The sequence below is a fragment of the Xanthomonas vasicola genome, from assembly GCF_000772705.2.
In the GTDB taxonomy this organism is placed as follows: domain Bacteria; phylum Pseudomonadota; class Gammaproteobacteria; order Xanthomonadales; family Xanthomonadaceae; genus Xanthomonas; species Xanthomonas vasicola.
In genome coordinates, this window is sequence record NZ_JSBW02000037.1 from 70626 (window position 1) to 96088 (window position 25463).

The 25463-nt window shown below is 61.9% G+C and carries 22 protein-coding genes, 1 tRNA gene and 1 pseudogene; 3 read left to right on the forward strand and 21 right to left on the reverse strand.

Features of this window, described 5'->3' with window-relative positions:
• Positions 1–49: 49 nt before the first annotated feature.
• From NX05_RS08895 to thrS, 18 genes are all read right to left on the reverse strand, one after another.
• Positions 50–1540, reverse strand: a complete 1491-nt coding sequence (locus NX05_RS08895) for a lipopolysaccharide biosynthesis protein (protein ID WP_010363528.1) — start codon at positions 1538–1540, stop codon at positions 50–52.
• 17 nt (positions 1541–1557) lie between these two features.
• Positions 1558–2607 carry a glycosyltransferase gene (locus NX05_RS08900; RefSeq protein ID WP_039432800.1) on the reverse strand — a complete coding sequence of 350 codons (1050 nt, stop codon included), beginning with the start codon at positions 2605–2607 and terminating at the stop codon, positions 1558–1560.
• Entirely contained in the window at positions 2604–3746 is a 1143-nt protein-coding gene (gene gumH, locus NX05_RS08905; protein WP_039432797.1) for a GDP-mannose:cellobiosyl-diphosphopolyprenol alpha-mannosyltransferase, read from the reverse strand. The genes NX05_RS08900 and gumH overlap by 4 nt, the downstream gene beginning before the upstream one ends.
• A gap of 67 nt (positions 3747–3813) precedes the next feature.
• Positions 3814–4839 carry an acyltransferase family protein gene (locus tag NX05_RS08910; RefSeq protein WP_039433030.1) on the reverse strand — a complete coding sequence of 342 codons (1026 nt, stop codon included), beginning with the start codon at positions 4837–4839 and terminating at the stop codon, positions 3814–3816.
• A gap of 13 nt (positions 4840–4852) precedes the next feature.
• On the reverse strand, positions 4853–5944 hold the full coding sequence (locus NX05_RS08915) for an acyltransferase family protein (protein ID WP_039432794.1): 1092 nt from the start codon (positions 5942–5944) through the stop codon (positions 4853–4855).
• A complete protein-coding gene (locus NX05_RS08920; protein WP_052239615.1) occupies positions 5941–7230 on the reverse strand; it encodes a hypothetical protein in 1290 nt (429 codons plus the stop codon). Before NX05_RS08920 ends, NX05_RS08915 begins: the two co-directional genes overlap by 4 nt.
• Before the next feature lie 94 nt (positions 7231–7324).
• The gene (locus tag NX05_RS08925) at positions 7325–8779 is read right to left on the reverse strand and encodes an undecaprenyl-phosphate glucose phosphotransferase (protein ID WP_010378258.1); all 1455 of its coding nucleotides are present in this window, start codon (positions 8777–8779) and stop codon (positions 7325–7327) included.
• Positions 8780–9022: 243 nt separating this feature from the next.
• Complete coding sequence (locus NX05_RS08930; RefSeq protein WP_039432789.1) at positions 9023–10462, reverse strand: GumC family protein; 1440 nt, start codon at positions 10460–10462, stop codon at positions 9023–9025.
• Positions 10444–11142 (reverse strand): polysaccharide biosynthesis/export family protein, encoded by a 699-nt coding sequence (locus NX05_RS08935; RefSeq protein ID WP_005914015.1) that lies wholly within the window; start codon positions 11140–11142, stop codon positions 10444–10446. The genes NX05_RS08930 and NX05_RS08935 overlap by 19 nt, the downstream gene beginning before the upstream one ends.
• Before the next feature lie 473 nt (positions 11143–11615).
• Positions 11616–11692 (reverse strand) — tRNA-Pro (locus NX05_RS08940).
• A 61-nt stretch (positions 11693–11753) separates the two neighbouring features.
• The gene (locus NX05_RS08945) at positions 11754–12110 is read right to left on the reverse strand and encodes a MerR family transcriptional regulator (RefSeq protein WP_010363548.1); all 357 of its coding nucleotides are present in this window, start codon (positions 12108–12110) and stop codon (positions 11754–11756) included.
• Positions 12091–12390 carry an integration host factor subunit alpha gene (locus tag NX05_RS08950; protein ID WP_002811076.1) on the reverse strand — a complete coding sequence of 100 codons (300 nt, stop codon included), beginning with the start codon at positions 12388–12390 and terminating at the stop codon, positions 12091–12093. Before NX05_RS08950 ends, NX05_RS08945 begins: the two co-directional genes overlap by 20 nt.
• Before the next feature lie 21 nt (positions 12391–12411).
• The gene (gene pheT / locus NX05_RS08955) at positions 12412–14790 is read right to left on the reverse strand and encodes a phenylalanine--tRNA ligase subunit beta (protein ID WP_039432786.1); all 2379 of its coding nucleotides are present in this window, start codon (positions 14788–14790) and stop codon (positions 12412–12414) included.
• Between the two features lie 124 nt (positions 14791–14914).
• Complete coding sequence (gene pheS / locus NX05_RS08960) at positions 14915–15910, reverse strand: phenylalanine--tRNA ligase subunit alpha (protein WP_010363591.1); 996 nt, start codon at positions 15908–15910, stop codon at positions 14915–14917.
• Positions 15911–16199: 289 nt separating this feature from the next.
• On the reverse strand, positions 16200–16559 hold the full coding sequence (rplT, locus tag NX05_RS08965) for a 50S ribosomal protein L20 (RefSeq protein ID WP_003484828.1): 360 nt from the start codon (positions 16557–16559) through the stop codon (positions 16200–16202).
• A 10-nt stretch (positions 16560–16569) separates the two neighbouring features.
• Positions 16570–16767, reverse strand: coding sequence for a 50S ribosomal protein L35 (rpmI, locus tag NX05_RS08970; protein ID WP_002811096.1), 198 nt, complete (start codon positions 16765–16767; stop codon positions 16570–16572).
• Between the two features lie 248 nt (positions 16768–17015).
• The gene (gene infC / locus NX05_RS08975; protein ID WP_080762940.1) at positions 17016–17558 is read right to left on the reverse strand and encodes a translation initiation factor IF-3; all 543 of its coding nucleotides are present in this window, start codon (positions 17556–17558) and stop codon (positions 17016–17018) included.
• 48 nt (positions 17559–17606) lie between these two features.
• Positions 17607–19511, reverse strand: a complete 1905-nt coding sequence (gene thrS, locus NX05_RS08980; RefSeq protein WP_039432783.1) for a threonine--tRNA ligase — start codon at positions 19509–19511, stop codon at positions 17607–17609.
• A gap of 299 nt (positions 19512–19810) precedes the next feature.
• Here thrS and NX05_RS08985 point away from each other — a divergent pair.
• Positions 19811–20484, forward strand: a pseudogene (locus NX05_RS08985) (peptidase S10); the annotation flags it as partial.
• A 59-nt stretch (positions 20485–20543) separates the two neighbouring features.
• Here the strand turns inward: NX05_RS08985 and NX05_RS08990 are convergent.
• From NX05_RS08990 to NX05_RS09000, 3 genes are all read right to left on the reverse strand, one after another.
• Positions 20544–21305 (reverse strand): YdcF family protein, encoded by a 762-nt coding sequence (locus tag NX05_RS08990; RefSeq protein WP_039432782.1) that lies wholly within the window; start codon positions 21303–21305, stop codon positions 20544–20546.
• Positions 21306–21411: 106 nt separating this feature from the next.
• Positions 21412–22539: an inorganic phosphate transporter gene (locus tag NX05_RS08995; RefSeq protein ID WP_010378272.1), complete on the reverse strand. Its 1128-nt coding sequence runs from the start codon at positions 22537–22539 to the stop codon at positions 21412–21414.
• 9 nt (positions 22540–22548) lie between these two features.
• The gene (locus tag NX05_RS09000; protein ID WP_010363624.1) at positions 22549–23175 is read right to left on the reverse strand and encodes a DUF47 domain-containing protein; all 627 of its coding nucleotides are present in this window, start codon (positions 23173–23175) and stop codon (positions 22549–22551) included.
• Between the two features lie 273 nt (positions 23176–23448).
• On the opposite strand from NX05_RS09000, the gene NX05_RS09005 reads away from it, so the two are divergent.
• Together NX05_RS09005 and NX05_RS09010 are read left to right on the forward strand one after the other, a co-directional pair.
• Positions 23449–24789, forward strand: a complete 1341-nt coding sequence (locus NX05_RS09005; RefSeq protein WP_010363627.1) for a hemolysin family protein — start codon at positions 23449–23451, stop codon at positions 24787–24789.
• Entirely contained in the window at positions 24773–25441 is a 669-nt protein-coding gene (locus tag NX05_RS09010) for an exopolysaccharide biosynthesis protein (RefSeq protein WP_010378275.1), read from the forward strand. The genes NX05_RS09005 and NX05_RS09010 overlap by 17 nt, the downstream gene beginning before the upstream one ends.
• The last annotated feature ends 22 nt before the right edge of the window (positions 25442–25463 follow it).

Consider the following 25463-nt stretch of genomic DNA (forward strand, 5'->3'; position numbering starts at 1 on the left):
GAATGAGTGAGAGAAATGATGCCTGATTGCAGGCGAAAACAATGTCGACTCATCGACGCGCCTTGGCCTGCATCAGCAGCCTGCGGATGTTGATGATGGCAATCACATCGCGACGGAATGCGGGCCAGATCGCCAGGGCGAGCAGGCAAACCGCAGCCATCGCCGCTGCGCCGACGGCCAGCTGTTCCCAGAGCGGACCGCCAACGGTGATGGAGGCGTAATACGCGCATCCACCCGCAATGCCGTACGCGGTCATGGCGCGCATCGCATTGGTGAAGAGAGCCCCGACCGGCGCATCGGAAATCTTGCCAATCCATATCAGCGATAGCGGCCAGGTGAGCAACAGACCGAACGAATAGCCGATCGCCACGCCCATCGCGCCCCAACGCGAGCCGACGAAGATGCAGGCGATCAGCAGGACGCGGCTGACCAGCGAATACACCAGCTGCGCGCGCATCAATCCCCGCGCAAGGAACACCCAGTACGTCGCATAGGCGGCCGTCTGGAAAATACCGCCCAGCGTGAGCACCTGGAACAGCGGCACAGCCTCGCGCCATTGCTCGCCCAGCACCAGCACAATCAGCGGCATCGCCAGTGCGCAGGCGAACGAGAACAGCGCAAAGATCAGATGCACCATCACGGTTTGCCCGCGCAATAAGAATGCGCTGAAGCGTTCGCGGTCATCCTGTAGCTGCGACAATACCGGCAATGCCACGCTGGTGGCCGGCGCATTGATCTGGTTCAACGGCATCATCAACAACTGGAATGCGCGGTTGTACAAGCCCAGCGCGTCTGGCCCGGTCCGCCACCCGATGATCACCTGCCCCACGTTGCGACTGGCATAGCCCAGCAACTGCGCAGCCATCAGGTTCCAGCCGAAATTCATGAAATCGCGCATCGGTGCCGAACGCTGATAGCCACCCGGCAACCAGCGTGCGCAGCTTGCGGCGATAACGAAATTGACGATGGCCTGCACCACCTGCTGGACGACCAGCGCCCAATAGCCCCAGCCCAGCAACGCAGCAGCAACCGCTGCGCCGAGGCCAAGCACCTGCGAGCCGACGTCGCTCAGCGCGACCTGCCCGAAGTGCAGCCCGCGGCTCAGATGCGCGCGGTACTGCGTGGTCATGCCGTTGATCAGGAAGGTGACCGCCAGTGCCTGGGAAATCGTCACCAGGGCCGGCTCCTTGTAGAAGTTCGCAATCAGATGCGCCGACGCGAACACCACCAGCGACAGCAGCAAACCAATGCCGCTATTGATCCAGAACAGGTTATCGCGTTGCTCGCGGCTGACATGCTTGGCTTGCACGGCCGCTGCCGACAAGCCGAAATCGCGCAGGATCTCGGCAGCGCCCACAATCGCGGTCACCATTGCCATCAGACCGTAGTCGTAAGGCGTCAGCAAGCGCGCCAGCAGAATGATGCCGCCGAACTGCACCACCATCTTGGCCGACTGGCCAAGCATGGTCACCGCAGCGCCGCCGGCAGCGCGCGAGCCCAGGCTGCGTTGCGGAGGCGACGGTGGTGTGGAAGATGTCATCGTAGGTGTCTCTGCGGTCACAGCGCGGCGTCTCCATCCTTGCCCAGCGCTTCCAGATAAGTGCGGTAATGCAACTGCCCGATACGTGGCCAATCACGCTGCGAGAGATCCGGTACCGGCCCGCGCGGTGCGGCACGCACCTTGTCCAGCATGCCGGTCAGCAGCGCCGCATCGAACTCACCGTCATACAGGAACACCCAGCCAGGGCCGACTTCTTCGGCGATGGCCGCGTTGGATTCGCTCCAAGGCGCCAGCACCGGACGCGCCAGCGACAACGCCAGCAGTAGGGTGCCGGAGTTATGCATCTGCCGATACGGCAACACCACTAGCTCGGCCTCACTGACTTCGCGCGCCAGCACCGGCTCTTCCACATAGGCCAGCAATGCGCTGATGCGCGGATCCTGCGCGCAAGCGTCTTCCACCAAGCTGCGCATCTGCGGCGTGGCCGGGTTGCCGACAATGCGTAAGGTCACGCGGGTATCGTCGACCTCGCGCATGACATCCAGCAGGGTTTCGACGCCTTTGTACGGGCGAATCAGACCGAAGTGGAGCAACCGCCCCGGCACCGTGCTGCCCTGCTCCATCGTCGCGAACCAGTCGCGATAGTGGCCATGCAGAATCGTATCGGTGAACGGCGGACGCGGCGGCGTGGTCGCGTTGATGCGGATCCAGCGACGTGTCAGCCGGTCAATCCAGCGCAGAAGGCTACGTTCGCGCCAACCGCGGTCTTCATGCGGCGCAAGATTGTGCAGGGTGCGCACCACCGGCGTGCCGGTCAGCTGCAGCTTGAGCAACAACACGGCAGCACAGACCTGCTTGGCCAGGGTGCCGGCAGCGGTTGGATGGCGCAGCAGGTACTCGGGCCAATGCAGATGCAGCACGTCGTAGCGCGACAACAAGGCATCGCGCATCGAAAAAAAGCGCGGGTGCACTGCGGCGGGCAATGCGTCGTAAAGCTGGGTCAGGTACGGGTTGGTGCTGGCATTAGGTTTTTCGGTGGAAAACAGCACCGTGACCTGCGGGTGGGTTGCCGCATGCGTCATCGAAGGAGAGGCCAGCGCGCTCATCGCACCGCCTCGTGCACGCGCGGGATGCCCAGCGCATCGTGATATTCGTCAATGTAGCGCCCGACCACGTGCTTCCAGTCGTAGCGGCTGACGTAAGCCATGGACGCGGCACGACGCGTGTCGAAATCGCCATCGGCCTGCAGCGCAAGTGCCTGCACTTGATCGGCGGCTGCCTCGATCTTGTCGCGATTGACGATCACGCCCTGGCCCGACTCGCTGGCAAGCCGCACGAACGGCGGAATATCGCTGAGGATCGGAATCAGACCCGCACTCATCGCCTCCACTGCCGCGATACCAAAGCCTTCATGCCGCGACAAGCAGACGAAGAACTGCGCCTGCCGCATCAGCGCGCGCAATTGCTCCTGAGAAGGCGACATGCTCAGCTGCACCTTGTCCTGCAAGCCACGCTCGGCAATCGCCTTGCGCAAATCGGCCTCGTTCAGATCGTACTCGCGACCGGCGATGATCAGCCGCCATTGCGGGTCACGCTTGAGCGCGGCTTGCAACAACTCCAGCGTTTCGATCAGCCCCTTGTTGACCGACCAACGCCCGAAATACAGCATCGTTCGGCCGGGCGTGGCCGCACCCTGCCCTGCATATTTCTGCACATCCACACCGTTCTCGATCACCCGCAACCGCGATGGTGACACCACCTTGGCAAACAGGTCGCCATCGTTTTCGCTGGTAGCGATCACACGTGCATAGGCCAGTGCCGAGGTGCGCGTCAGGGTTTGGAACCACAGCTGCTTCATGCGCGATGCGTAGGCAGTGTGGAAAAATCCGCCATGCGTGGACACCACCATCGGCTTGCCATGCAGCGGCTTGGTCAACGCCAGATAGTCGTAAAAAAAGTCGATGCCGTGCAGATGGACAACGTCGGCCGAACGAATCGCACCCAGTACCGACGGCGCCAGCGGATAGCGTGACGATCCGCGATAGCCAATCCGCCGGATTGGCAGCCCTTGATGCGTGTCCTGCGCTGAAAGCTGAGCGCTCGGATCGGTGAACACACGATCCAGCGTCACGACCTCAACCGTATCGGTACTATTGGCTTGATGTTGGCGGGCAACATTGAGAACGACCTCTTCCATGCCTCCGATCGAAGGATGGAATTGGCGGACGACATGCACCACTTTCATTACGCCAATCTCCTTTGCCAGCGACGCGCATCGAGTTGCTGCGACGGCTGATGATTCTGAAAACTTGTCATTTGCGTTTCAATCCCAACATCCACGGCGCCACCCGCACCAGCACCGCGCGCATCGGCACGCTCGTCGCGATCGCGAAAGCACTTAGCCCCAACGCCCAGGCGGGCGTACCGATTGCGCTGCGTGCGATCAGGCCCGTACGTGCCACCACGCTGGTGGCCACCAGGAAGACCAACGTATGCGTGCACAAAATCAGCAGCGTATTGGTACCGATCCACTGCACCCAGCGCACGCCCCGAATGAAATAGGCGACGCAAAACGTCATCACCGTTCCTAGCAGGCTGACCAGCAGGAACACGGCCGCCGACTGCCCGAACTGCAGGTTGTTCACGTCCACCTGCCCGTTCCAGCCGGCCAGCCACCACCACCCTGCGGCCAACGGCAACAACGCCAGCGCCCACACCTGCGCGCCCAGCAATCGCAACGCATCGGCAAAGCGCGACAGCCAGCCGCCGATCGCAATGAAGAACAACGCGACCGGCAGCACATCCAGCGCGAGCGGCAAACTGACCGCCGCTACCGCGGCCGCAGTCAGTCGCGCACGCAAGGCAATGTAAGCGAGCGTTGTGACAAACAGCGCGGGAAGAAACCACAGCGCCGGAAGCACATACAGACGTGAACCATTGGCCCACAGCAATCCTGTGAGTGGGTGCCACAACGGTCGCGTCTGTGGATGCCCCGAGTGCCCATCGAGCACAGCGGTCAGCAACCACAGCGCATAGGCCACCATAAAGAATGCGAGGTACGGAACCAGCAAGGTGCGCGCCAGCTTTGCAACCGTTGCCCCCGTCAATGCGCGCTGCCCAAACCGTTCGCCAACCCAGCCCGACAACACGAAAAACAGCGGCACATGAAAGCTGTAAGCGAACAGCTTGTACGCGGACGGCATTCCACTGGCGTGGCCCAGCACCACTAGCGCGATGGCCAGCGCCTTCGCAGCATCAATCTGCCAATCGCGCGTCGGCCGGGCGTCGGCCGGGCTATGCGCACGCGCAACGAATGATGGAGAGAGTTCGCTTGTCATGCCAAAACGCCGCTCATGCCGCCACCCGGCGCGCACCCAGCGTCCATGGGACGAAACGCATCAAGATCCAACGCAGCGGCACGCAGGCGGCCAACGCAAACAACGTGACGAAGACTGCCCAGCCAAGTCCCGGACGCGCACCGCCGAACCCACCGGCCAGTGCCGCAACGCCGGACAAAACAAAGAACACCAACATATGCGTGCAAAGAATCAGCAAGGTATTGCGGCCGATCCACTGCAGCCACGCCCAGCTCTGTACCAGCCGCGCCGCGCAGATCACCATCAACGAACCAAGCACCGCGCTCACCAGGAACAGTGCGTGGTTGTGACCGAATTGAAGCATGTTGACGTCGATTCGCCCGTTGGCTTTGGCCAGCCAAGCCACCGCTAATGCCAACACGACGGTCGCCAGGGCGCTGCCAGCCAAGGACGTCGGCAGGCGCGGCGCCACATGGATCAGCAAGGCGCCCAACGCGTAGAAATACAGCGACACCGGTAGCACGTCCAAGCCGAAAAAAATCCGCACCTGCTGTGCTGGGAGCCAGTTCATCCAGAACCACGCCACGATCAATGCCAGCCCTGCGATCAATATCGGCGACATCAGACGGCGCAATACCATGTAACTCACCACGGTAACCAACATTACCGGCAGAAACCACAGCGGAGGCTGCACATACAGGTCCGGGCCGATACCGGTGAACATCGCCACGATCGGCTCCCACCAGGGATGACTTCCCCAGCGCGCAGCCTTCTCGCCGATATTGCGTGTCAGCAACCAGTACGCGTATCCCAACAGATAAAAGGTGACGTATGGCAGCAGCAGGCTACGTGCCTGCTTGGTGATCGTCTGCGTCAAGCCGGTATTGCGCGAGGCATAACCCGCTGCCAACCAACCCGACACCAGGAAAAACAGCGGCACGTGGAAGCTGTAGGCAAATAAAGTCATGCCATGCGGGACGCCCTTGGCGTGGCAGAACACCACGAGCAGGATGGCGATCGCCTTGGTGGCATCGATACGCGGATCGCGGGCGCGACCAGTAGTTGCAACCTGCGCGCCGGCGGCCGGCAAAGCCGACAACCAGGCCGGCGTTGCCGCCGCGCTCATCGTGCCGCTCCCGCAGGCAATGGCAACTGCGCGCCATCTACCGTTGGCTCGTCCTTGGTCAAAGCAGCCTGGGTGCCGGACGCAGACCAGGTCGGCAACATGTGCCACATGCAACCACAGACAAACCACCACAGCGCCGACGTCTTGATCGAGAAGTAGCCGTTGGACACCAGCAGACTCAATGCGAACGCAAAGATCGCCAGGTTCTTGAACAGCTGCCCTTCCTTGCTTGGCATCAGCAGCAGGAAGGAATACGACAGCAAGAACGCAAGCACGCCTACGATCGATTGCGATGCGATGAAGTAAGAAATACCACTGTCGAAGTAGCGGTATGCCTGATCAAAATCCAGGCCCATCCAGGACTCGAACGACAGGTTATTCATCGAATACACGGTGAAGAACACGCGCCCCATCGTGGTGTCCTGGTAGGCGGTGATGCCAGTCACCCAGACCAGCAACCACGCGCTCATGATCACCAACAGGAACACCAGAAACGCCAGTCGTTGATCCAACCGTTTCAATAGTGGCGACAGCAACACCATCAGCACGCAGGTGCCCGCCGCTAATCGTCCGTCCGAGGCCACGATCATGAAGCCGATCAACCCGACCGACAGGATCAGCGCCGCCGGCCGCATCCATCGCCAGAACACCAGCACAATCGCGGTAAAGAAGCAGATGTAGTTGCCCATCGTCACCGGCTCGATGAACATCGAGGAGGCGCGCGGCAAATTGGAACCCGGCAGGAAGTTACGCTCACCCGGGCGCGTGGCGCTGACGAACAGATTGCTGTCTTCGTTCCAGAAGCCTTCGGCGCTCATGCCACGCGCATTAACGAAGAAACTCTTGGGATTGATCAGATCACCGTACTTCACCGGCATCGCCAGCTCAAAGGCGGCGACCAGCGAGACGATGATGGTCATGCGGATGAACAGCTTGGGCACTGAGCCGGCGTAGGCCGAGCCAAGCACAACGAAGGCGAACACCACCAACGCGTCGCGGAAAAACTTGGGGTCGACCTGCCAATTCACCAAAAAACGCACGAACATCAGCGCGACGATGAAGCCGAGTCCACTGACGATCAGGGCAATGCGCTTGCGGCTCATTGAGCCTAGGCCCAGCAAGAAGCAGGCTGCGTAGACCATGAACTCGACTGCGTAGGTAATCACCGGTCGCACGGTGAACACGTTCGCATTGATGAACGCCAGCACCAGGTTGTAACCCACGCCCACAAGCAACGTCAGCTCAATCAGCAGGTTGTGCCAGCGGACGCGAGTTTCCTCGCTCATTCGAATCAGCATGCAGCCGCCTGCTTGAAAGAGGCGACTGCGATGCAGCCGCCTGCGGCGCCGAACGCGCCAGGTCGCACGCTCCCCACCATCATCAGTACGCGGTCTTCTGTCCGAGCACGCGCACTGCGGTCAGTACGATGATGCGGATGTCCAGCCACAGCGACCAACGACGGATGTAATCGAGGTCGTACTGAATACGCTTCTTCATGGTGCGAAGTTCCGGGGTTTCGCCACGGAAACCGTTCACCTGCGCCCAACCGGTGATACCCGGCTTGACGTAGTGACGCTGCATGTAATGGTTGATCAGCTTTTCGTAGTGCGTGTTGTGCTGCGCGGCGTGCGGACGAGGGCCGACAATCGACATGCTGCCACCCAGCACGTTGAAGATCTGCGGCAACTCGTCCAGGCTGCTACGGCGCAGGAACGCACCGAAACGCGTGATACGTGCGTCGTTCTTGGTGGCCTGCTGGATCGTGGTGCCATGATCGTCATGCACGCGCATCGAGCGGAACTTGAACATGTAGAACTCGCGGCCACCCAGGCCATGACGGCGCTGACGGAAGAACACCGGGCCCGGCGAGCTCAGCTTGACGCCCACTGCAATCGCAGCCATCAGCGGCCACAGGCCCATCAGCGCGATGACAGCAAGAATCTTGTCCTGCAACGCCTTGGCCACCACAAAGTAATTGTCGCGGTCCACGCCGCCCTGGCGCAGGTTGATCACCGGCACGTTGCCGATCTGCTCGCCAGACTGATTGAGCAAACCGAAATCGAACAGGTCCGGCACCAGCTTGACGTTGATCGGGTACCGGTCCAAGCGCTGCAGCAGCTGCTTGATATGGTCGCGCTCACCCAGCGGCAGCGAGATCCACACCTGCTCGACCTGGTTTTCCTTTAGATAGTCGATCAACGCATCCGGCTCGCCCAGGCACGGCAGCGACTGGCGCTGCTCGGTCACAGCAATGTCGTACGGCGTGCGGAAATAACCGACCAGGTTCATACCGACCCACGAGTTGCGGCTCAGGTAGTGATTGATCTTCATCACCGGGTGACGCAGACCCACCACCACCACGCGTTGAACGTCCACACCTTGGGTACGCAGATGATTCAAGAAACCGCGCAGCACCGTGCGGGCAGCGACCAACGAGGCCAGGCCACCGACGAACCACAGGCCGATCCACCCGCGCGACACCTGCTCGCCCACCTGCACGATCAACGCATGCACGGCGAACAGCGCGAAGACACCGCCGAACGCGCCGCCCAGCACCATCAGCTCGCTCAACAGGCCACGGCCGCGCCAGCTGCGGTACAACGGGAACAACGCAAAGCAGATCACCGAATACAACAACGTGGTAGCGATTGCCAGCCGATACGGCGCTGCCGGCACCCAGGAACCGAACACAATGCGGTAAGCGACCAGACCGGACACCACAACCATGGTCAGGTCGAAGACGCGCAGAACCAGATCGGCCGCAGCCGAATATTTGGACAACAATCGCGGCGAGGAAGTTGTGTAAGTCGCGCTACTCAAGTCTGCTAAAAGCATGGGGATGTCCTCCAAACTCGATACGACGCATGCGGGGGAACATACGAATCGCACGCGAGCTTTCAATCATCTCCGTCAAGCGATCACCGCGGTAAAACCTACCGACCCCAGATCACTCGACAGCCCTTTGTTTCAACAGAGACAAACCTTCGAACGAGGGAGCCCAAAACATACTGGGTCCCACCTTTTCCACGCTGAATCAGTTGTCACTTTAATTAACCATCGTTTTGCAACATCACGATGTCAGTTCAACTGCGTTTCCTGCCCATTGACGCGCAGGAAGTACCGCACGAGAGCCACCGCCAAACCTAGGAATACGCCAAAGATGAGACCTAAAGCGAGGTTCAATTTCAGTTTCGGCGAAGTCTTCGACGTAGGCACATCTGCGGTATCGACGATGGTCACGTTGTTGGCGCCGACATTGCCTGCAACACCGATTTCTTTGTAGCGCTGAAGAAGCGCATCGTAGAGCTGACGATTGGTATCGACGTCGCGCTTGAGCATGTTGTAACGAATGCTGCGGCCCTGCAGATCGAGCTCGTTATTACGCAAACCAGCAATGCGTTCGTTGAGCAACTGCTCCTGATGCACCGACGCGTCGTAGGTAGCCTTCAGCGACTGGCGAACATTGATGACCTCGCCGTTGATCTGCCGACGCGACTCTTCGATCTGCGCCTTCAGGCGCTGCATCTCCGGGTAGTCCGGCTTGAAGGTCGAAAGCTTCTGCTGGTATTCGCTGGTCAGCTGCACTTGCTGGGTGCGCAGGCTTTGGATCAACGGGCTGCTGAGCACCTGCGGCAGCGACATACCGTCGCCACTTTCCGCCTGACGCCAGGCAGCCTCGGCCTTGATCCGGGCATCCTGCGCCGAAGCCAGCAATGCGTTGAGATCGGTCAGATTCTGCGCAGGCAACGAAGGTTTGTCGTCGCCCACCGAAACAATCTGCTCGTCGGTCGAGTACGCAACCAACGACTTTTCCGAGTCCTCCACCTTGCCGTGCAACTGCTCCAGTCGCTCAGCGAGGAACTTGGTCGCAAAGGAGGACGCCTTCATGCGGCGCTCCTGCGTACTGATGATGAACATCTTCGCGTAGGTATTGGCGACCTTGGCCGACAGCACCGGGTCCGGTGAATCGTAATTGACGTAGACCAGGCGCGAATTGAGGATCGGCTCGACCACCAGACCGGCCAACAGCGTATCGGTGAGGCTGCGCTCGATGATTGCCTGGCGCGAATCCACCGATTTCCCCGCTTCGGGATTCTTCGCCGCGGCCTTCTCCAGCGCCTCGTCCACCTGGTCCTTGAACGCCGGCTCCTTGTCGAGTTTGGCTTCGCGGATCACGGCACGTGCCAGTGAACGACTCTGCAGTAACTGATACTGGGTCTGGTAGAAGTCACGATCCTGCGGCGACTCCACCGGCATCAGGTTGTCGACATTCACCACGTTCAGCGAATCGCGTTCGATCTGCAGCGTGCTGGTCGCGCGGTACTTCTCTGGCATGAGCAGCGTAATGGCCAGCGCCAGCAGCAACGCCGCCAGCGTGATCGCAATAATCAACCAGCGCTGCGATACCAGGGCGCGCCAGTAGTCGAGCAATCCCACATCGGCAAGTTCGAGATGCCCATGGCGCTGCGACGAAGAGGAACGATTGTCGGAATTCATACTCATCGGTAAGCGCGCCACACCATCACAAGGGGAGTCAGTTCCAGCATGGTGCGCAACCACACGCGCGCATCCGAGCGGTACACCACGACAATGTCACCGCCATAAATCTCAGGATCCGGATTGGTCCCCTTCTCGATTTCGGTCAGGTCGAAGCGCGCGAGCATCTTCTGCCCGTTGACCATGCGGAACACGATGACATTGCCGCGGCTGGCGACCGTACTCACACCCTTGGCCTGCGCAATGGCCTGCTGCAAGGTCAGGTTGGCGCCGATCACCGGATAAATGCCCGGCTCGTCAACCGCCCCGGTCACGGTGACGCGACGGCCGTTGGACTCCTGCACGAACACCGACACCTGCGGATTTTGCAGATAGCCGTTGCGATACCGGTCGGCCACCATCTTTTCCAACTCACCGACGCCCATGCCGGCCGCATTCACATCGCCAATGAGCGGCAACGAAATGTGGCCGTTCTGATCGATACGGACCTGCCGCTCCAGATCATCGATCTGAAACACCTTGACCAGCAACAGGTCGCCTGGCGAAAGCCGATACTCGGGCTGCACTGCCGACATTGCGAGCGGGTCAGGCAGCGGCAACGAGGTCGCCATGTCTTTCCCAGTGCTGCAAGCGCCCAGTGTTATCGAGCAGATCAACGCCAGGCTGAGCGCTTGGCAAAATCGTCCGATCAGTTTCTTCATGCGTGTGGCTGGCTGCCTCGGTTGGGTGGGACAGGAGCTCGCGCAGCATTCAACCGGCCAAACACGCCAGCACGAACGTACGACAAGAGAATTCATCCCAAGACATCGGGATCACGACAGCTAAGGCCGTGTTGCAGTGCACTATGGCACAGAAAGATTGCACTGAAAGACACTAAACGCCAGTTTTTTGACGGCGTTGGCCTATTGATTCAAGTTCGTCGATATCGCGTTAATGAATCGTGATCCGCGTTCTGATTTGGCCTCAAGGTTTTTAGAGCTTTTTCGGACACTTAGCATCATTTCGTGACGCAAGTCCATAGCGAACCGGGCCGCAAAAAGCGATGACTAGCGTAGCGTTCATGCTCCAGTACGATATGCCGATCTACATATGCATAGAGCCAGGCGCAGACACAAAAATGCAATGTTGCGTCGCAACAAAAAAGCCCATGACGTGGCGTCATGGGCTCGATGTTTGGTCGGGGTAGCCGGATTCGAACCGACGACCACTAGTCCCCCAGACTAGTGCGCTACCAGGCTGCGCTATACCCCGAAGATGCTGCATTCCGCTGCGAGAGCGGCCTGCGATTATAGCGGCTTTATAAAACGTTTTCCTAGCGGCGCAGCAGTTGCAGCACTTCTTCCAACTCCATCCGCACCTGCTTGATGATCTGATTGCTCAGCGCGGACTCGCTCTTGGCACCCTCGCCCTCCAGGCGTAGGCGCGCACCGCTGATGGTGTAGCCCTGTTCGTACAACAGCCCGCGGATCTGACGCACCATCAGCACGTCATGCCGCTGGTAGTAGCGCCGGTTGCCGCGCCGCTTGACCGGCTCCAGGCTGGGAAATTCGGTTTCCCAGTAGCGCAGCACATGCGGCTTGACGTCGCATAGCTCGCTCACCTCACCGATGGTGAAGTAGCGCTTGGCCGGAATCGGCGGTAGCTCGCGATTACTGCCCGGATCCAGCATAAGCCTCCACCCGTTCCTTGAGTTTCTGCCCGGGGCGGAAAGTCACCACCGTCCGTGCCGAGATCGGAATTTCTTCGCCGGTCTTGGGATTGCGACCGGGCCGTTGGTTCTTGCGCCGCAGATCGAAGTTGCCGAAACCGGACAGCTTCACCTGACGGCCCTGCTCCAGCGCATCGCGCAGCACATCGAAGAACGCGTCGACAAATTCCTTTGCCTCACGCTTGTTCAGACCGACCTCGTCGAACAGACGTTCGGCCATCTCCGCTTTCGTCAATGCCATGCCAATCCCCTGGTTACCGCCTCAACTCCGGATCCGGGCGCGATGCTCGCGCTCTATCACAGCCACCACATCGGTGACGACCGCATCAACGTCCCGGTCGGTGAGAGTGCGCGAGTTATCCTGCAAAATCAAGCCCATAGCCAGACTCTTGAAACCTGGCTCGACCCCTTGCCCGACGTAGCGGTCGAACAGTTGCACCTCACGGAACAACGGCCCGACCGTGGTCCGCACGCTCGCCGACACTGCCGCCCAACTCACCTCTTCCGGCACCAGGAAGGCCAGATCGCGGCGTACCGAGGGAAAGCGCGACAGCTCGCCGGCACGCGGCAGCGCCCGCTGCACCAAGGGCGCCAGCTGCAATTCGAATGCGACCACGTCCACATTGATGTCCAGTGCCTTGGCCAGGCGCGGATGCACCTGCCCTATCCAGCCGATGCAGGCACCGTCACGGTAGATATCGGCCGACCGGCCCGGATGTCCGAACGGCTGCGCGGATGCCTGGAACTCCAGCTGTGCGCCACTGGCCGCGGCCAGTGCCATCAGGTCGCCCTTCAAATCGTGGAAATCCACCTTGCGCGCAGCCTCGTCCCACTGCAGCGCCAGCGCATCGCCGCACACCGCCGCGGCAACGTGCTGCGATTCCAGCGGTGCTGCACCTGGCTCGGCGGCAGCGGCAAACACCTTGCCCAGCTCGAACAAGCGCACCCGCCCCGCCTGACGGGCCGCGTTACGGCCCAGGGTCGCCACCAGGCCCGGCAACAGGCGCGGCCGCATGATCGCCAGCTCCGCACTGAGCGGGTTGGCCAACGGCACCAGGCCATCGGTGACCTGCCAACGCTCCAGCAAACCGGCATCGACGAAGGCGTAGTTGATGGTTTCCTGCAGCTCGCGCGCCACCAGCTGGCGGCGCACGCTGAGTTCGTCCAACTGGGTTTCGCTCGGCATCGCGATACGGCTGGCGCCACCGGGCAGCGTGGTCGGCACCCGGTCGTAACCGTGGATGCGCGCCAACTCTTCAATAAGATCCTCTTCGATGGCGATATCGAAGCGACGGCTCGGCGCCATCACCTCCCAGCCCTCGGCAACTGCATCGAGTTGCATGCCAAGCGCGCGCAACATGCGCACCACGTCGGCATCGTCGATCTGGATGCCGAGCACCCGTGCGATACGCGCGCGACGCAACAGGATGCGCGCCGGCTGCGGCAGATGCTGGGGCAGCTGTGCATGCACCACCGGACCAGGCGTGCCGCCAGCCAGTTCCAGCACCATGCGCGTCGCCACTTCGATCGCCTGTGGCGGCAACGCCGGATCCACGCCACGCTCGAAGCGATGCCCGGCATCGGTATGCAGGCCGAGTTTGCGGCCGCGCCCCATGATCGCGGCCGGGTCGAAATATGCCGACTCCAGGAACACATTGCGCGTGGTCTCGGTCACGCGCGTGTCCAGCCCGCCCATCAAGCCGGCCAGCGCCACCGGACGCCCGGCATCGGTAATGGTCAGGAAGCCGTCGTCCAGCGTGACCTGGCGTCCATCGAGCAACGCCAGCTGCTCGCCGGCACGCGAACGACGTACGCCGATCGGACCGTGCAAGGTATCCAGATCGAACGCATGCATCGGCTGGCCGAGTTCCAGCATCACGTACTGGGTGATGTCCACCAGCAACGAGACCGGGCGCACGCCACTGCGGCGTAGGCGTTCGGCGAGCCACACCGGCGTTTTCGCAGATGGGTCGATCCCTTCGATCACGCGACCGCAATACCGCGGCGCTTGCTTGCCGGCATCCAGCTCCACTGCCAGCGTGCGCGTGGAGACCGGCGCCACGGCACCGGCGTCGAATGCCACCACTTCACTGGCGCACGCGGCGGCCACGTCGAAGGCGATACCGCGCACGCTGAAGCAATCGGCGCGGTTCGGAGTGAGTTTGATCTCGATGCTGGCATCGGGCAGGCCCAGATACTCGGCAAGTGCCTGCCCCACCGGCGCATCGTCCGGCAGCTCGAACAGGCCGGAGGCGTCGCTATCCAACCCGAGCTCCTTGGCCGAACACAACATGCCGTTGGACGCCACACCGCGCAGCTTGGCAGCGGTAATGGTCAGCTCGCCGATCTTCGCGCCGACCAATGCCAGCGGCGCCACCAGACCCGGGCGCGCATTCGGCGCGCCACACACGATCTGCAGCAACTCGCCCTGCCCTGCATCGACGCTGCAGACCTGCAGACGATCGGCTTCGGGATGCCGCACCGCCTCGACGATACGCGCCACCACCACTTGGCCCAGCGACTCGCCCAGCGGCGTGACTTCTTCGACTTCCAGGCCAATCGCCGTCAGCGTCGCGGCCAGTTCGTCGCGCGCGGCCTGGATCGGAACGTGGCTACGCAGCCAATTTTCAGAGAATTTCATGAGAGGCCGGGAATCGAGAATGGGGAATGGGGAATCGCAAAAGCGGGGTTGTCAGGCTTTGGGGAGCGAACCGATGGAGCACAAGGCTCTTACGATTCCCGATCCCATTCCCGACTCACCGCCGTCAAGCAAACTGCCGAAGAAAACGCACATCGTTCTCAAAGAACGCGCGCAGGTCGTTGACGCCATAGCGCAGCATCGCGAAGCGCTCCACGCCCAGGCCGAAGGCGAAGCCGGTGTAGCGCTCAGGGTCGATGCCGACGCTGCGCAACACATTCGGGTGCACCATGCCGCAGCCCAGCACTTCCAGCCAGCGCGTGCTGCCATCGGGCTGCTGCCAGGCGATATCCACTTCCGCGCCAGGCTCCACGAACGGGAAATAGCTGGGGCGGAAGCGCATTTCGAAATCGCGCTCGAAGAACGCACGTACGAACTCGGACAAGGTGCCCTTGAGGTCGGCGAAGTTGGAATGCTCGTCCACCAACAGGCCTTCGACCTGATGGAACATCGGCGAGTGGGTCTGATCCGAATCGGAGCGATACACCTTGCCGGCCGCGATCATGCGCAGCGGCGGTTTGTGCGCATCCATGTAGCGCACTTGCACACCCGAAGTGTGGGTGCGCAACAGGCGACCGTCGCCGAAATAGAACGTGTCGTGCATCGCGCGCGCGGGATGGTGCGGCGGGAAATTCAGCGCTTCGAAGTTGTGCCAGTCATCCTCGATTTCCGGGCCGTCCGACAATTCATAGCCGAGCCGCGCGAAGATTTCAACGATGCGCTCCAGCGTGCGCGTCACCGGGTGCAGACCACCGCGTTCGCTGCGGCGGCCCGGCAAGGTGATGTCGATGCGTTCGCCAGCCAGACGTGCGTCCAGCGCGGCGGCTTCCAGCGTGCTCTTGCGCTCGGCCAATGCGGCAGTCAGCGCGTCGCGCGACAGATTGATGGCCTCGCCAGCGGCCTTGCGCTGATCGGCGGGCAAGGTGCCGAGCTGCTTGAGCTGGGCAGTAATGCTGCCGCTCTTGCCTAGCAACGCAACACGCAAGGCTTCCAGTTGGTCCGGCGTCTGCGCCGCGGCAACATCGGCCAGCGCGCGTTCGGTCAGGGATTGAATCTCACTCATTGCACTTGCGCCTCAAACTGCTAGCCGAACGGTGTTTCCGGATACACCGGAACGCATTGTCACTGCATTAACCTGTCATCGCCCACTTGGCGACTTCGCTAAAACGCAAAAGGGGAAGGACTCGCGCCCTTCCCCCTGCATCTCTGCGTTTCACCTCATCGAAGCAGCACAGCAAGTGTGACTACATCCGATGACTCGCTTCTTTGAGCAGTCCGCACATGGATGCGCGGGCTCTGCAAGGGACTCGCACATACCGCGTGCGGGCTCCTGCAGAGGGACCTACCTGCATTTACGCAGCCAGCGCGCCCTTTGCCTTCTCTGCCAATGCGGCAAAGCCGGCGGCATCGTGCACGGCGATATCGGCCAGCACCTTACGGTCCAGGGTGATACCAGCCTTGAGCAGGCCATTCATGAAACGGCTGTAGCTCAAACCGTTGATGCGGGCAGCCGCGTTGATGCGGGTGATCCACAGCGAACGGAAATTACGCTTCTTCTGCTTACGGCCAATGTAGGCGTACTGCTGTGCCTTGATGACCGCTTGCTTGGCAACGCGGAAGACCTTGCGGCGAGCGTTGTAGTAACCCTTCGCCAGGGTCAGAATTTTCTTGTGGCGGCGGCGCGCCTGCACACCACGCTTTACTCGTGCCATGGTTCAGTCCTCAGAGATAGGGAAGCATACGATCGAGCCGGCCTGCGTCTTCGGCACGGACGTGATTCGTCTGCCGCAGGTTGCGCTTCCGCTTGGTCGCCTTCTTCGTGAGGATGTGGCTACGGTTCGCGTGGCCGCACTTGTACTTGCCGGAGGCGGTCTTGCGGAAACGCTTGGCCGCCGCCCGGTTGGTCTTGATCTTGGGCATTGCAATGTCCTTGATGATGTTTTGTCACTGACATGGGCGGCAGTCTTGCGACCACGCTTTCCATCCTTGCCCTTGCCTGCTTGTAAGTCCTTGATCGAACACGATCCGGACAGGTCCTGGTGCCGCTCGCACGGCGCCCCAATAAAAGCGGGCCGCGCAGTCTACTAGTTGCCGGGAATTCTTGCAACTGATTGATCTTGCAACCACAACGGCCCCGCCGGGGGCCCGTGCGGCAACGAAGAAGATCTTCAGATCTTCTTCTTGGGCGCGATCATCATGACCATCTGGCGCCCTTCCAGGCGCGGACGCGACTCGATGACGATATCGTCGCCCAGATCGGCTTCGATCCGCGCCGCCATCTCGCGGCCAAGCTCCTGATGGCTCATTTCACGGCCACGGAAGCGGATGTTGACCTTGACCTTGTCGCCCTCTTCCAGGAAACGGCGCATGTTGCGCAGCTTGATCTGGTAGTCGCCCTCGTCGGTGACCGGGCGGAACTTGAGTTCCTTGATCTCGACCTGCTTGGTCTTTTTCTTGGCCTCGTTGGCCTTTTTCTGCTGCTCGAACTTGAACTTGCCGAAATCCATGATCTTGCAGACCGGCGGATCGGCCTGCGGCTGGATTTCGACCAGATCCAGGCCTTCTTCGTCGGCCTTGGCGAGCGCTTCGTCGCGCGACAACACGCCGACCATCTCTCCGTCGCTGCCGATCACGCGAACGCGCGGCACACGGATTTCTTGGTTCTTGCGGTTCTGTTTGTTGTCAGGGGTACTGATATTGCAATCTCCCAGAGGAATCGAACCGGCGCATCCGGATCATCCAGACCGGCCGGGGTTGGCTCACGCTGCCTGCTCTGCCTGCAGGCGTTCAATGAAGGCCGAGACCGTCATGGTCCCAAGGTCCTCACCCGAACGCGTCCGCACGGCGACAGCGCCATTTTCCTTCTCACGGTCACCGACCACGAGCAGATATGGCACGCGTTGCAGCGTATGCTCGCGAATCTTATAACCGATCTTCTCGTTACGCAAATCGGCGCTGACACGGAAGCCTTGATTTGCAAGGGTTTTCCGCACCGAGTCGACATATTCAGCCTGAGCGTCGGTGATATTGACGACAACGACCTGCACCGGGGCCAGCCAGGACGGGAATGCGCCAGCGTGGTGTTCGATCAAAATGCCGATGAAACGCTCCATCGAACCCACGATCGCCCGGTGCAGCATGACTGGATGCTTCTTCTGGCTGTTCTCGTCCACGTACTCGGCGCCAAGACGGCCCGGCATCATGAAATCGACCTGCATGGTGCCCAGCTGCCAGGTGCGGCCGATGGCGTCCTTGAGGTGGTATTCGATCTTGGGACCGTAGAAGGCGCCCTCGCCCGGCAGTTCCTGCCATTCCACCCCGCACACGCCCAGCGCACTGCGTAGCGCGGCTTCGGCCTTGTCCCAGGTGGCATCGTCGCCCAGTCGCTTTTCCGGACGCAGCGCGATCTTGATCTGGATGTCGTCGAAGCCGAACGCAGTGTAGACCGCCAGCGCCTGCTGATGGAAGGCGGTGACTTCAGACTCGATCTGCGATTCCAGGCAGAACACGTGACCGTCGTCCTGGGTGAAACCGCGCACGCGCAGGATGCCGTGCAGCGCGCCGGAGGGCTCATTGCGGTGGCAGGCGCCGAACTCGCCGTAGCGGATCGGCAGGTCGCGGTAGCTGTGCAGGCCCTGGTTGAACACCTGCACGTGGCCGGGGCAATTCATCGGCTTGACCGCGTAGGTGCGCTTCTCCGACTCGGTGAAGAACATCGCATCCTGATAGTTGTCCCAGTGGCCGGATTTCTGCCACAGCGACACGTCCAGGATCTGCGGGCAGCGCACTTCGCCGTAGCCGCTGTCGCGATAGACCTTACGCATGTATTGCTCGACCACCTGCCACAGCGACCAGCCCTTTGGGTGCCAGAACACCAGGCCGGGCGCCTCTTCCTGCAGGTGGAACAGGTCCTGCGCCTTGCCGATGCGGCGATGGTCGCGCTTGTCGGCCTCTTCCATGCGCAGGATGTAGGCGTCCAGCTGCTTCTTGTCGGCCCAGGCGGTGCCGTAGATGCGCTGCAGCTGCTCGTTCTTGGCATCGCCGCGCCAGTAGGCACCAGAAATGCGGGTCAGCTTGAACGCCTTGAGGAAGCGCGTGTTGGGCACGTGCGGGCCGCGACACATGTCCACGTATTCTTGGTGGTAGTACAGGCCCATCGCAGTGATGTCCTCGGACATGTCCTCGATCAGGCGCAGCTTGTACTCTTCGCCGCGCTGGGCGAACACCTCGATCACCTCGGCGCGTGGGGTGACCTTCTTGATCACGTCGTAGTCCTGGGCGATCAGTTCCTGCATGCGCTGCTCGATCGCGGCCATGTCTTCCGGCGTGAACGGGCGTTCGCTGTAGATGTCGTAATAGAATCCTTCGGCGATGACCGGGCCGATCACCATCTTGACCTCGGGATACAGCTGCTTGACCGCATGCCCGACCAGATGCGCGCAGGAGTGACGAATGATCTCCACGCCCTCGGCATCCTTGGCGGTGATGATGCGCAGGCTGGCGTCATGGTCGATGACGTCGCTGGCGTCGACCAGCTGGCCGTCGACCTGGCCGGCGATGGTGGCCTTGGCCAGGCCAGCGCCGATCGACTGGGCGACTTGCATCACCGAGACGGGGGATTCGAATTCGCGGCGGCTGCCGTCGGGGAGCGTGATGTTGATCATGGGCAAGAATGAGGTCTGGTCGGGCTGCAGCGGTCTGCTGCAATGAGAGATCTACCCATTGCCGGGCAGGCTCGAAATAGGGTTCGGTAGGCTTGAAACAGAGGCGCCACCACGCAGGCGCGTTGCGCGCTGGCGCAGGCAAGGATCAGCAGTGGGCGGTGGTAGTGCTCATGTCGCACGCTGGGCCGGCGCTGGGCGCGGGCCACCTTCTCGCAAGGGGTCTTGGACGTGAATGGTAAACCAATCAGCCGGCCGCTGCGTGCGGCGGCACGGTGCAGGCGGGCGCGTGGCGTGATGCCGCGACTGAACAGGTCGACTACACCCGCGGCGATTACGCAGTGGCGCTGATGAAAGGACGCACCGATCCGCAGGCCACCGAAGCGATGCTGCAGCAGGTCACCCGAATGACCGGGCTGGACCCGGCATACGTGCGGCGCTCCGGCGGGCGCCTGGAAACCCAGGCCTATCTGCGCGACGTGTTTCTCGACAAGGGCGAGTTGGGCAGTCGTTACGATTCCAATGTGACCGCCTTCGACCCGTTCCCCAACGATGCCGAACAACGCACCAACGACCCGCTGCTGGACAGCAGCATTGCCCCACCACCACCACCGCGATGGTGGACTTCGTCACCCGCGTGGTTGGCTGGAGGATCGATGCGCAATATCGCGCGCTCAACTACGACGTGAACAAACTCTGGGACTGGAACGACGAACTGCGCAAGGGTGCGGTGACCCAGTTGCGCCAGGCGGTGGCGATCGAGCCGAAGCTGCGCGTGTTGATCGCGCATGGCTGGAACGACCTCCCCTGCCCGTTCATGGGTTCGGTCTTGACGGTCGATCAGATGCCGGCAATGGGCAGCGACTTGAAACGCGTGCGGGTGCGCGAATATCCGGGTGGCCACATGTTCTACAACCGTGCCGACAGCCAGGCTGCGTTCCGCAACGACGTCAAGGCGATGTACGAAACGCGCTGAATGACTGGATCGCCGGGCAACTCAACGTCCTGCGATGCACGAGCGAACTAGGCTGGTGCCTACACTGCGCCAGGCGCGGTCGCTTTCACGTTCCAGCCCATCCATTGGTAGAGCTGATAACGCGCAATGCCGAGGTATTCGTGCAGCGCCACATCGGCCAGGGTGAAGTTGTAGCTCTGCGGCAGGATCGACCAGCTGGCGGTTAGCCAATCGGCGCGCACCGGCGTGGCATCGATACCGAAATGGCGGAAATACAACTCGGCGCGGCGCAGATGCGTGGCCGATGACACCAGCACGATGCGATCGGGCCGGTATGCGCGCAGCAGGGGCTGGCTGAACTGCGCGTTCTGCCAGGTATTCATGCTCGACGGCTCCAGGATCAGGTCCGCCTGCGGAATCGCCAGGCCAACCAACACGCGCTGATACACCACCGCTTCGGATAGACCCAGGCCGCGTGCATCGCCGCCGCTGATTTCGATCTTGCAATCGCCACCGCTGTGCCGGCATTGCTGATACAGCCGCGCCGATTCGACGATGCGGCCATAGGCAAACATGTTGGCTTCGGCCACCGCGTCACGACCTTCCGGACGCACGGTGCCGGCGCCCAGCAACACGATGACGTTACGCCCGCCCCAGGCGTTGAAATCGTTGACCCCGGTGTGCTGCAGGCGTTGCAGCATCCAGGAAGGCAGCGGGCCGCAGCCGACCGCAAACACCAGCAATACACTGGTGAGACCCAACACGCGGGAAAAGCGCCGCAATCCGCGGCGGTCGATCAACCAAGCGAACCCGAACAACACGCACACCAAGGCCAGCATCATCGCGGAAGGGTCTCACTCATAACGTGCGGACGGACCCACCGAAAGCGGGTCTACGCGGTACGGCATCGCAGCGTCCCCACGGTGCGTGACCGCACCGCGAAACGGCTCAGGTCCAGCCGAACAGTTCGAACAGCATCAGGATCAGATACGCCACGCCGCCGGCGGCCGGGATGGTCAGGATCCAGGCCCAGACGATGCGCTCGATCACGCCCAGGCGCAGCGACCGCGGGTTCTTGGCAAACCCCACACCCATGATGGCGGTGGAAATGCTGTGCGTGGTGGACACCGGCATGCCGAAATGCGCCGCCACGGTGAGCACCGTTGCCGAGCTGGTTTCTGCGGCAAAGCCGTGGATGGGATGCAGCTTGACCATCTTGTGGCCGAGCGTCTTGATGATCTTCCAGCCGCCCGACGCGGTACCGGCGGCCATCACCACCGCGCAGGTCAGCACGATCCACATCGGGATACCGGCGCCAGCTGCCAGGCCGGTGCCCGGATGCAGGAACGACAGCCAGCTCGGCAGGTCGTCCAGTGCACCGGCCGACTGCGCGCCGATCAAGGTCATCGCGATGATGCCCATGGTTTTCTGCGCATCGTTGTGGCCATGCGCATAGCCCATGTACGCGGCCGAGGCGATCTGCGCCTTGCCGAAGAACGCGTTGACCCAGCGCGGCCGCGCCAGCCGCCCGATGCGGCCACCGAGCTTGGACATGCCGGCGATGATTGCCCACAGCAGCACCATCACCACGATGCCGAGCAGGAAGCCGGCGATCGGCGAGGTGATCATTGGCACGAATACCTTCCACAACAGGCCCTTGTTCTTGGCCCAGTTGCCGATGTTTTCCGACCAGATCAGCGCGTCCCAGTTGTTATGCGCCGCAGCCAGGCCAGCGCCGCACAGGCCGCCGATCAAGGCGTGCGAGGACGACGACGGCAGCCCCTTCCACCAGGTAATCAGATTCCAGATGATCCCGCCCAGCAGTGCGCACAAGATCACCTGCGGGGTGACTTCGACCACGTTGGTGTTGAGCAGGCCCGAGGCAATGGTCAGCGCCACGGCGGTGCCGGTCAGCGCGCCGATCAGGTTCATGCCGGCCGCCAGCATCACCGCCCAACCGGGCGAGAGCACCTTGGTGGCGACCACGGTGGCGATGGAGTTGGCGGTGTCGTGGAAGCCGTTGATGAACTCGAATACCAACGCAGCCAGGATGACCACCAGAACTAAGCTAAGCACGCGGCGACCTCAGCTGTTCTTCAGCACGATCTGGTAGACCACCACACCTGCCTCGCGGCAACGGTCGATGGCCTTTTCCAGAATCTCGAAGAACTCCTTGAGCAGGAACATCTGCAGCGTGTCCAGGCGGCCGGAATAGATGTCGCGATACAGCTCTAGCATCAGCCGGTCGGCTTCGTTTTCGAGCATGCGCAGCTTGTCGTTGAGCGCGGTCATGCGGTCGATGTTCATCTGCGGCAGGTCGGTCACCATCTCCACCACCACGCCGGCGGCCTGCTCCAGCATCGCTGCGCGCGGGGCGAAGTCGATGTGTTCCAGATGCTTGGTCGCCAGCGAATAGCGGTCGGCGAACTTTTCCACCTGCTTGGGAATCTTGTATAGCGCCGAGCCCAGCGCTTCGATGTCTTCGCGCTCGATCGGGGTCATGAAGCTGTCCACCAGCGCCTGGCCGATCTTGTCGGAGGCGGCGCGTTCGCGCAGGCGGGCCAGCTTGAAGGCGTCCAGCGCGGGTTGGCGGTCGGACTCGCGCATCAGAGCGTGCAACGCCTTGGTGCTGTCGTAGGCGGCCTGCGCCGCTTCGTTCAGAAGCGAATAGAACTGCTTGCCGGAACCGAAGATGGTCTGCAACGAGAACATGGGTGGACAACTTCCTGCCGTCGAGGGAGAGACAGCGCCAGGCGCGAATTATGACCGTTCCATGACCTCTCTGGGTATCTCGCGCCAAGAACCTGCCTTCACATCGGCATTTCCCGGCTCGAACCACCCTGTGGTTTGCTAACATGCCCCCGCGCCTTCGGGTGCACCCTATGGAAGACGACCCTATCCCCCCGTGTTGCCGCCCGGCCTGTTCGCCCGCCGGCAGACCCAGTGCTCCCCCGCCCTCCCCTTCACTGACCGGGGAAGACGCCCGTGGTTGAGTTTTTAATCGTCATCGCCCTGATTGTGTTGAATGGCTTCTTCGCCATGTCGGAGATGTCGTTGATGACCTCGCGCAAGAGCCGCCTGAAGCAGATGGCCGGCTCCAGCAAGCGCGCCGCACGGGCGCTGGCATTGGCGGAAAGCCCGGAAAACTTCCTCTCCACGGTCCAGATCGGTATCACCCTGATCGGCATCCTGACCGGTGTGTTCGGCGGCGAAGCGATTGGTGAGGCCATCGCCAGTTGGCTGCAGGGCGTGTTCCCGGCCCTGGCGGCCTCGTTCGAACTGGTCGGCAAGCCGCGTCCTTATTCGGTCGTCATCGGCAGCACCCTGGCGGTGGCGCTGATCACCTTCCTGACGCTGATCTTCGGCGAGCTGGTGCCCAAGCGGTTGGCGTTGCGCAATTCCGAAGACATCGCAGGCTTCGTTGCGGTGCCGATGGCCTGGCTGGCCAAGATTGCTGCGCCCGGGGTGTGGGTGTTGGCGCGCTCCACCCGGCTGGTCCTGCGGATGTTGGGCATGGGCAAGAATGAATCGGCATCGGTGACCGAAGAAGAGATCCGCATGCTGGTGGCCGAAAGCCACGAAGCCGGGGTGATCGACGCGCACGAGCGCGACATGATGAATCGCGTGATGCGGCTGGGCGACCGCACCGCCGACAGCCTGATGACACCGCGCAACCGCATCGCCTGGCTGGACGCCAACGCCGAGCCGGAACGCAATCTGCAGGTGATGCGCGAGCATGAATTTTCCCGCTACCCGGTCTATCGTGGCAGCGACCAGGACATTGCCGGCGTGCTGGAAGTCAAATCGCTGGTCACGCGCATGGGCGGGCACGGCGAGAACCTGTTCCAGGCACTACGCGATACCTTGTTCGTGTCCGAATCCACGCACGCGATGAAGTTGCTGGAAATCTTTCGCGAAGAACAGCAGTCGATGGCGCTGGTAGTCGACGAATACGGCGAAATCCGCGGCTTGGTGACCATCAGCGACCTGATGGGCGCGGTGGTCGGCCGTCTGCAGGCGGTCGAAAATACCGACGAAGACGCGCTGGTGATCACGCGTGCCGACGGCTCGCTGCTGATCGACGGCTCGCTGCCGGTAGAAGAACTCCGCGAAGTGCTCGGTGCCGACTTGCCGGACGCCGACGAAGGCGATTACCACACGCTTGCGGGCCTGTGCATTTACTACTTCGGGCGCATTCCGCAGGCCGGCGAATTCTTCGATTGGGCCGGCTGGCGCATCGAGATTGTCGACCTGGATGGTGCGCGCGTGGACAAGCTGCTGTTGAGCCGACTAGGCGACGAGGACAGCGATGACATCGTCGGATGACGGCAGCGCGCCGCGCGACGACACCAGCGAGCAGATGCGTTACCGCAACGAAGGCATCCGCAGCTTGTTGGCGGCCTTCAGCGAGGGCGACCCGGACCAGGTGTTACGTGTCCGCGAGATCTTGGCAGACCTGCAGCAAAGCGCTTTCGGCGTGTTTTTGTTCCTGGCGATCCTGCCCTCGTTCATCCCGATTCCCGGCGTGGCCGGTGGCATCAGCGGCCCGCTGACGGTATTGATCGGCCTGCAAATGATGTGCTGCCTGCGCAAGCCATGGGTGCCGCGCTTCATCGGCGAACGTGGGCCGCGCCGTCGCACTAGCCAGCGCTTCGTCTCCAAATTGGGACCGACGCTGCAACGCCTGGATCGCCTGCTCAAACCACGTCTGCACGGCATGCTGGACCGGATGCCGGCGCAGGTATTCACCGGCGTGCTGCTGGTGCTGGTCGGCATATTGCTGACGCTGCCGATTCCGTTGACCAACTATCTTTTCGGGTTGATCCTGCTGCTGTTCGCGCTAGCCCTGCTCGAACGCGACGGTGCGCTGATGCTGGTGGGCTGGGCCGCTGCGCTGATCTCGGTGGCCGTATTCGGCGTCACTTCCGACCAGCTGGTGGACCTGATTCGCGACTGGTGGCCGGACGCCTGGCGCTGAGCGCAAGACGTCCGGCGCGTGT

Coding starts and splice junctions, on each gene's coding strand:
- NX05_RS08900 (WP_039432800.1), bottom strand. CDS start 2,607: ATGAGCGCGCTGGCCTCTCCTTCGATGACGCATGCGGCAACCCACCCG.
- NX05_RS08920 (WP_052239615.1), bottom strand. CDS start 7,230: ATGAGCGAGGAAACTCGCGTCCGCTGGCACAACCTGCTGATTGAGCTG.
- thrS (WP_039432783.1), bottom strand. CDS start 19,511: ATGATCAACATCACGCTCCCCGACGGCAGCCGCCGCGAATTCGAATCC.
- NX05_RS08945 (WP_010363548.1), bottom strand. CDS start 12,110: ATGCTGGATCCGGGCAGTAATCGCGAGCTACCGCCGATTCCGGCCAAG.
- pheS (WP_010363591.1), bottom strand. CDS start 15,910: ATGAGTGAGATTCAATCCCTGACCGAACGCGCGCTGGCCGATGTTGCC.
- NX05_RS08990 (WP_039432782.1), bottom strand. CDS start 21,305: ATGATGCTGGCCTTGGTGTGCGTGTTGTTCGGGTTCGCTTGGTTGATC.
- NX05_RS08950 (WP_002811076.1), bottom strand. CDS start 12,390: ATGGCATTGACGAAAGCGGAGATGGCCGAACGTCTGTTCGACGAGGTC.
- NX05_RS09000 (WP_010363624.1), bottom strand. CDS start 23,175: ATGTTCTCGTTGCAGACCATCTTCGGTTCCGGCAAGCAGTTCTATTCG.
- NX05_RS08895 (WP_010363528.1), bottom strand. CDS start 1,540: ATGACATCTTCCACACCACCGTCGCCTCCGCAACGCAGCCTGGGCTCG.
- NX05_RS08925 (WP_010378258.1), bottom strand. CDS start 8,779: ATGCTTTTAGCAGACTTGAGTAGCGCGACTTACACAACTTCCTCGCCG.
- pheT (WP_039432786.1), bottom strand. CDS start 14,790: ATGAAATTCTCTGAAAATTGGCTGCGTAGCCACGTTCCGATCCAGGCC.
- NX05_RS08910 (WP_039433030.1), bottom strand. CDS start 4,839: ATGACAAGCGAACTCTCTCCATCATTCGTTGCGCGTGCGCATAGCCCG.
- rplT (WP_003484828.1), bottom strand. CDS start 16,559: ATGGCACGAGTAAAGCGTGGTGTGCAGGCGCGCCGCCGCCACAAGAAA.
- rpmI (WP_002811096.1), bottom strand. CDS start 16,767: ATGCCCAAGATCAAGACCAACCGGGCGGCGGCCAAGCGTTTCCGCAAG.
- gumH (WP_039432797.1), bottom strand. CDS start 3,746: ATGAAAGTGGTGCATGTCGTCCGCCAATTCCATCCTTCGATCGGAGGC.
- NX05_RS08935 (WP_005914015.1), bottom strand. CDS start 11,142: ATGAAGAAACTGATCGGACGATTTTGCCAAGCGCTCAGCCTGGCGTTG.
- NX05_RS09010 (WP_010378275.1), top strand. CDS start 24,773: ATGACATCGTCGGATGACGGCAGCGCGCCGCGCGACGACACCAGCGAG.
- NX05_RS08915 (WP_039432794.1), bottom strand. CDS start 5,944: ATGAGCGCGGCGGCAACGCCGGCCTGGTTGTCGGCTTTGCCGGCCGCC.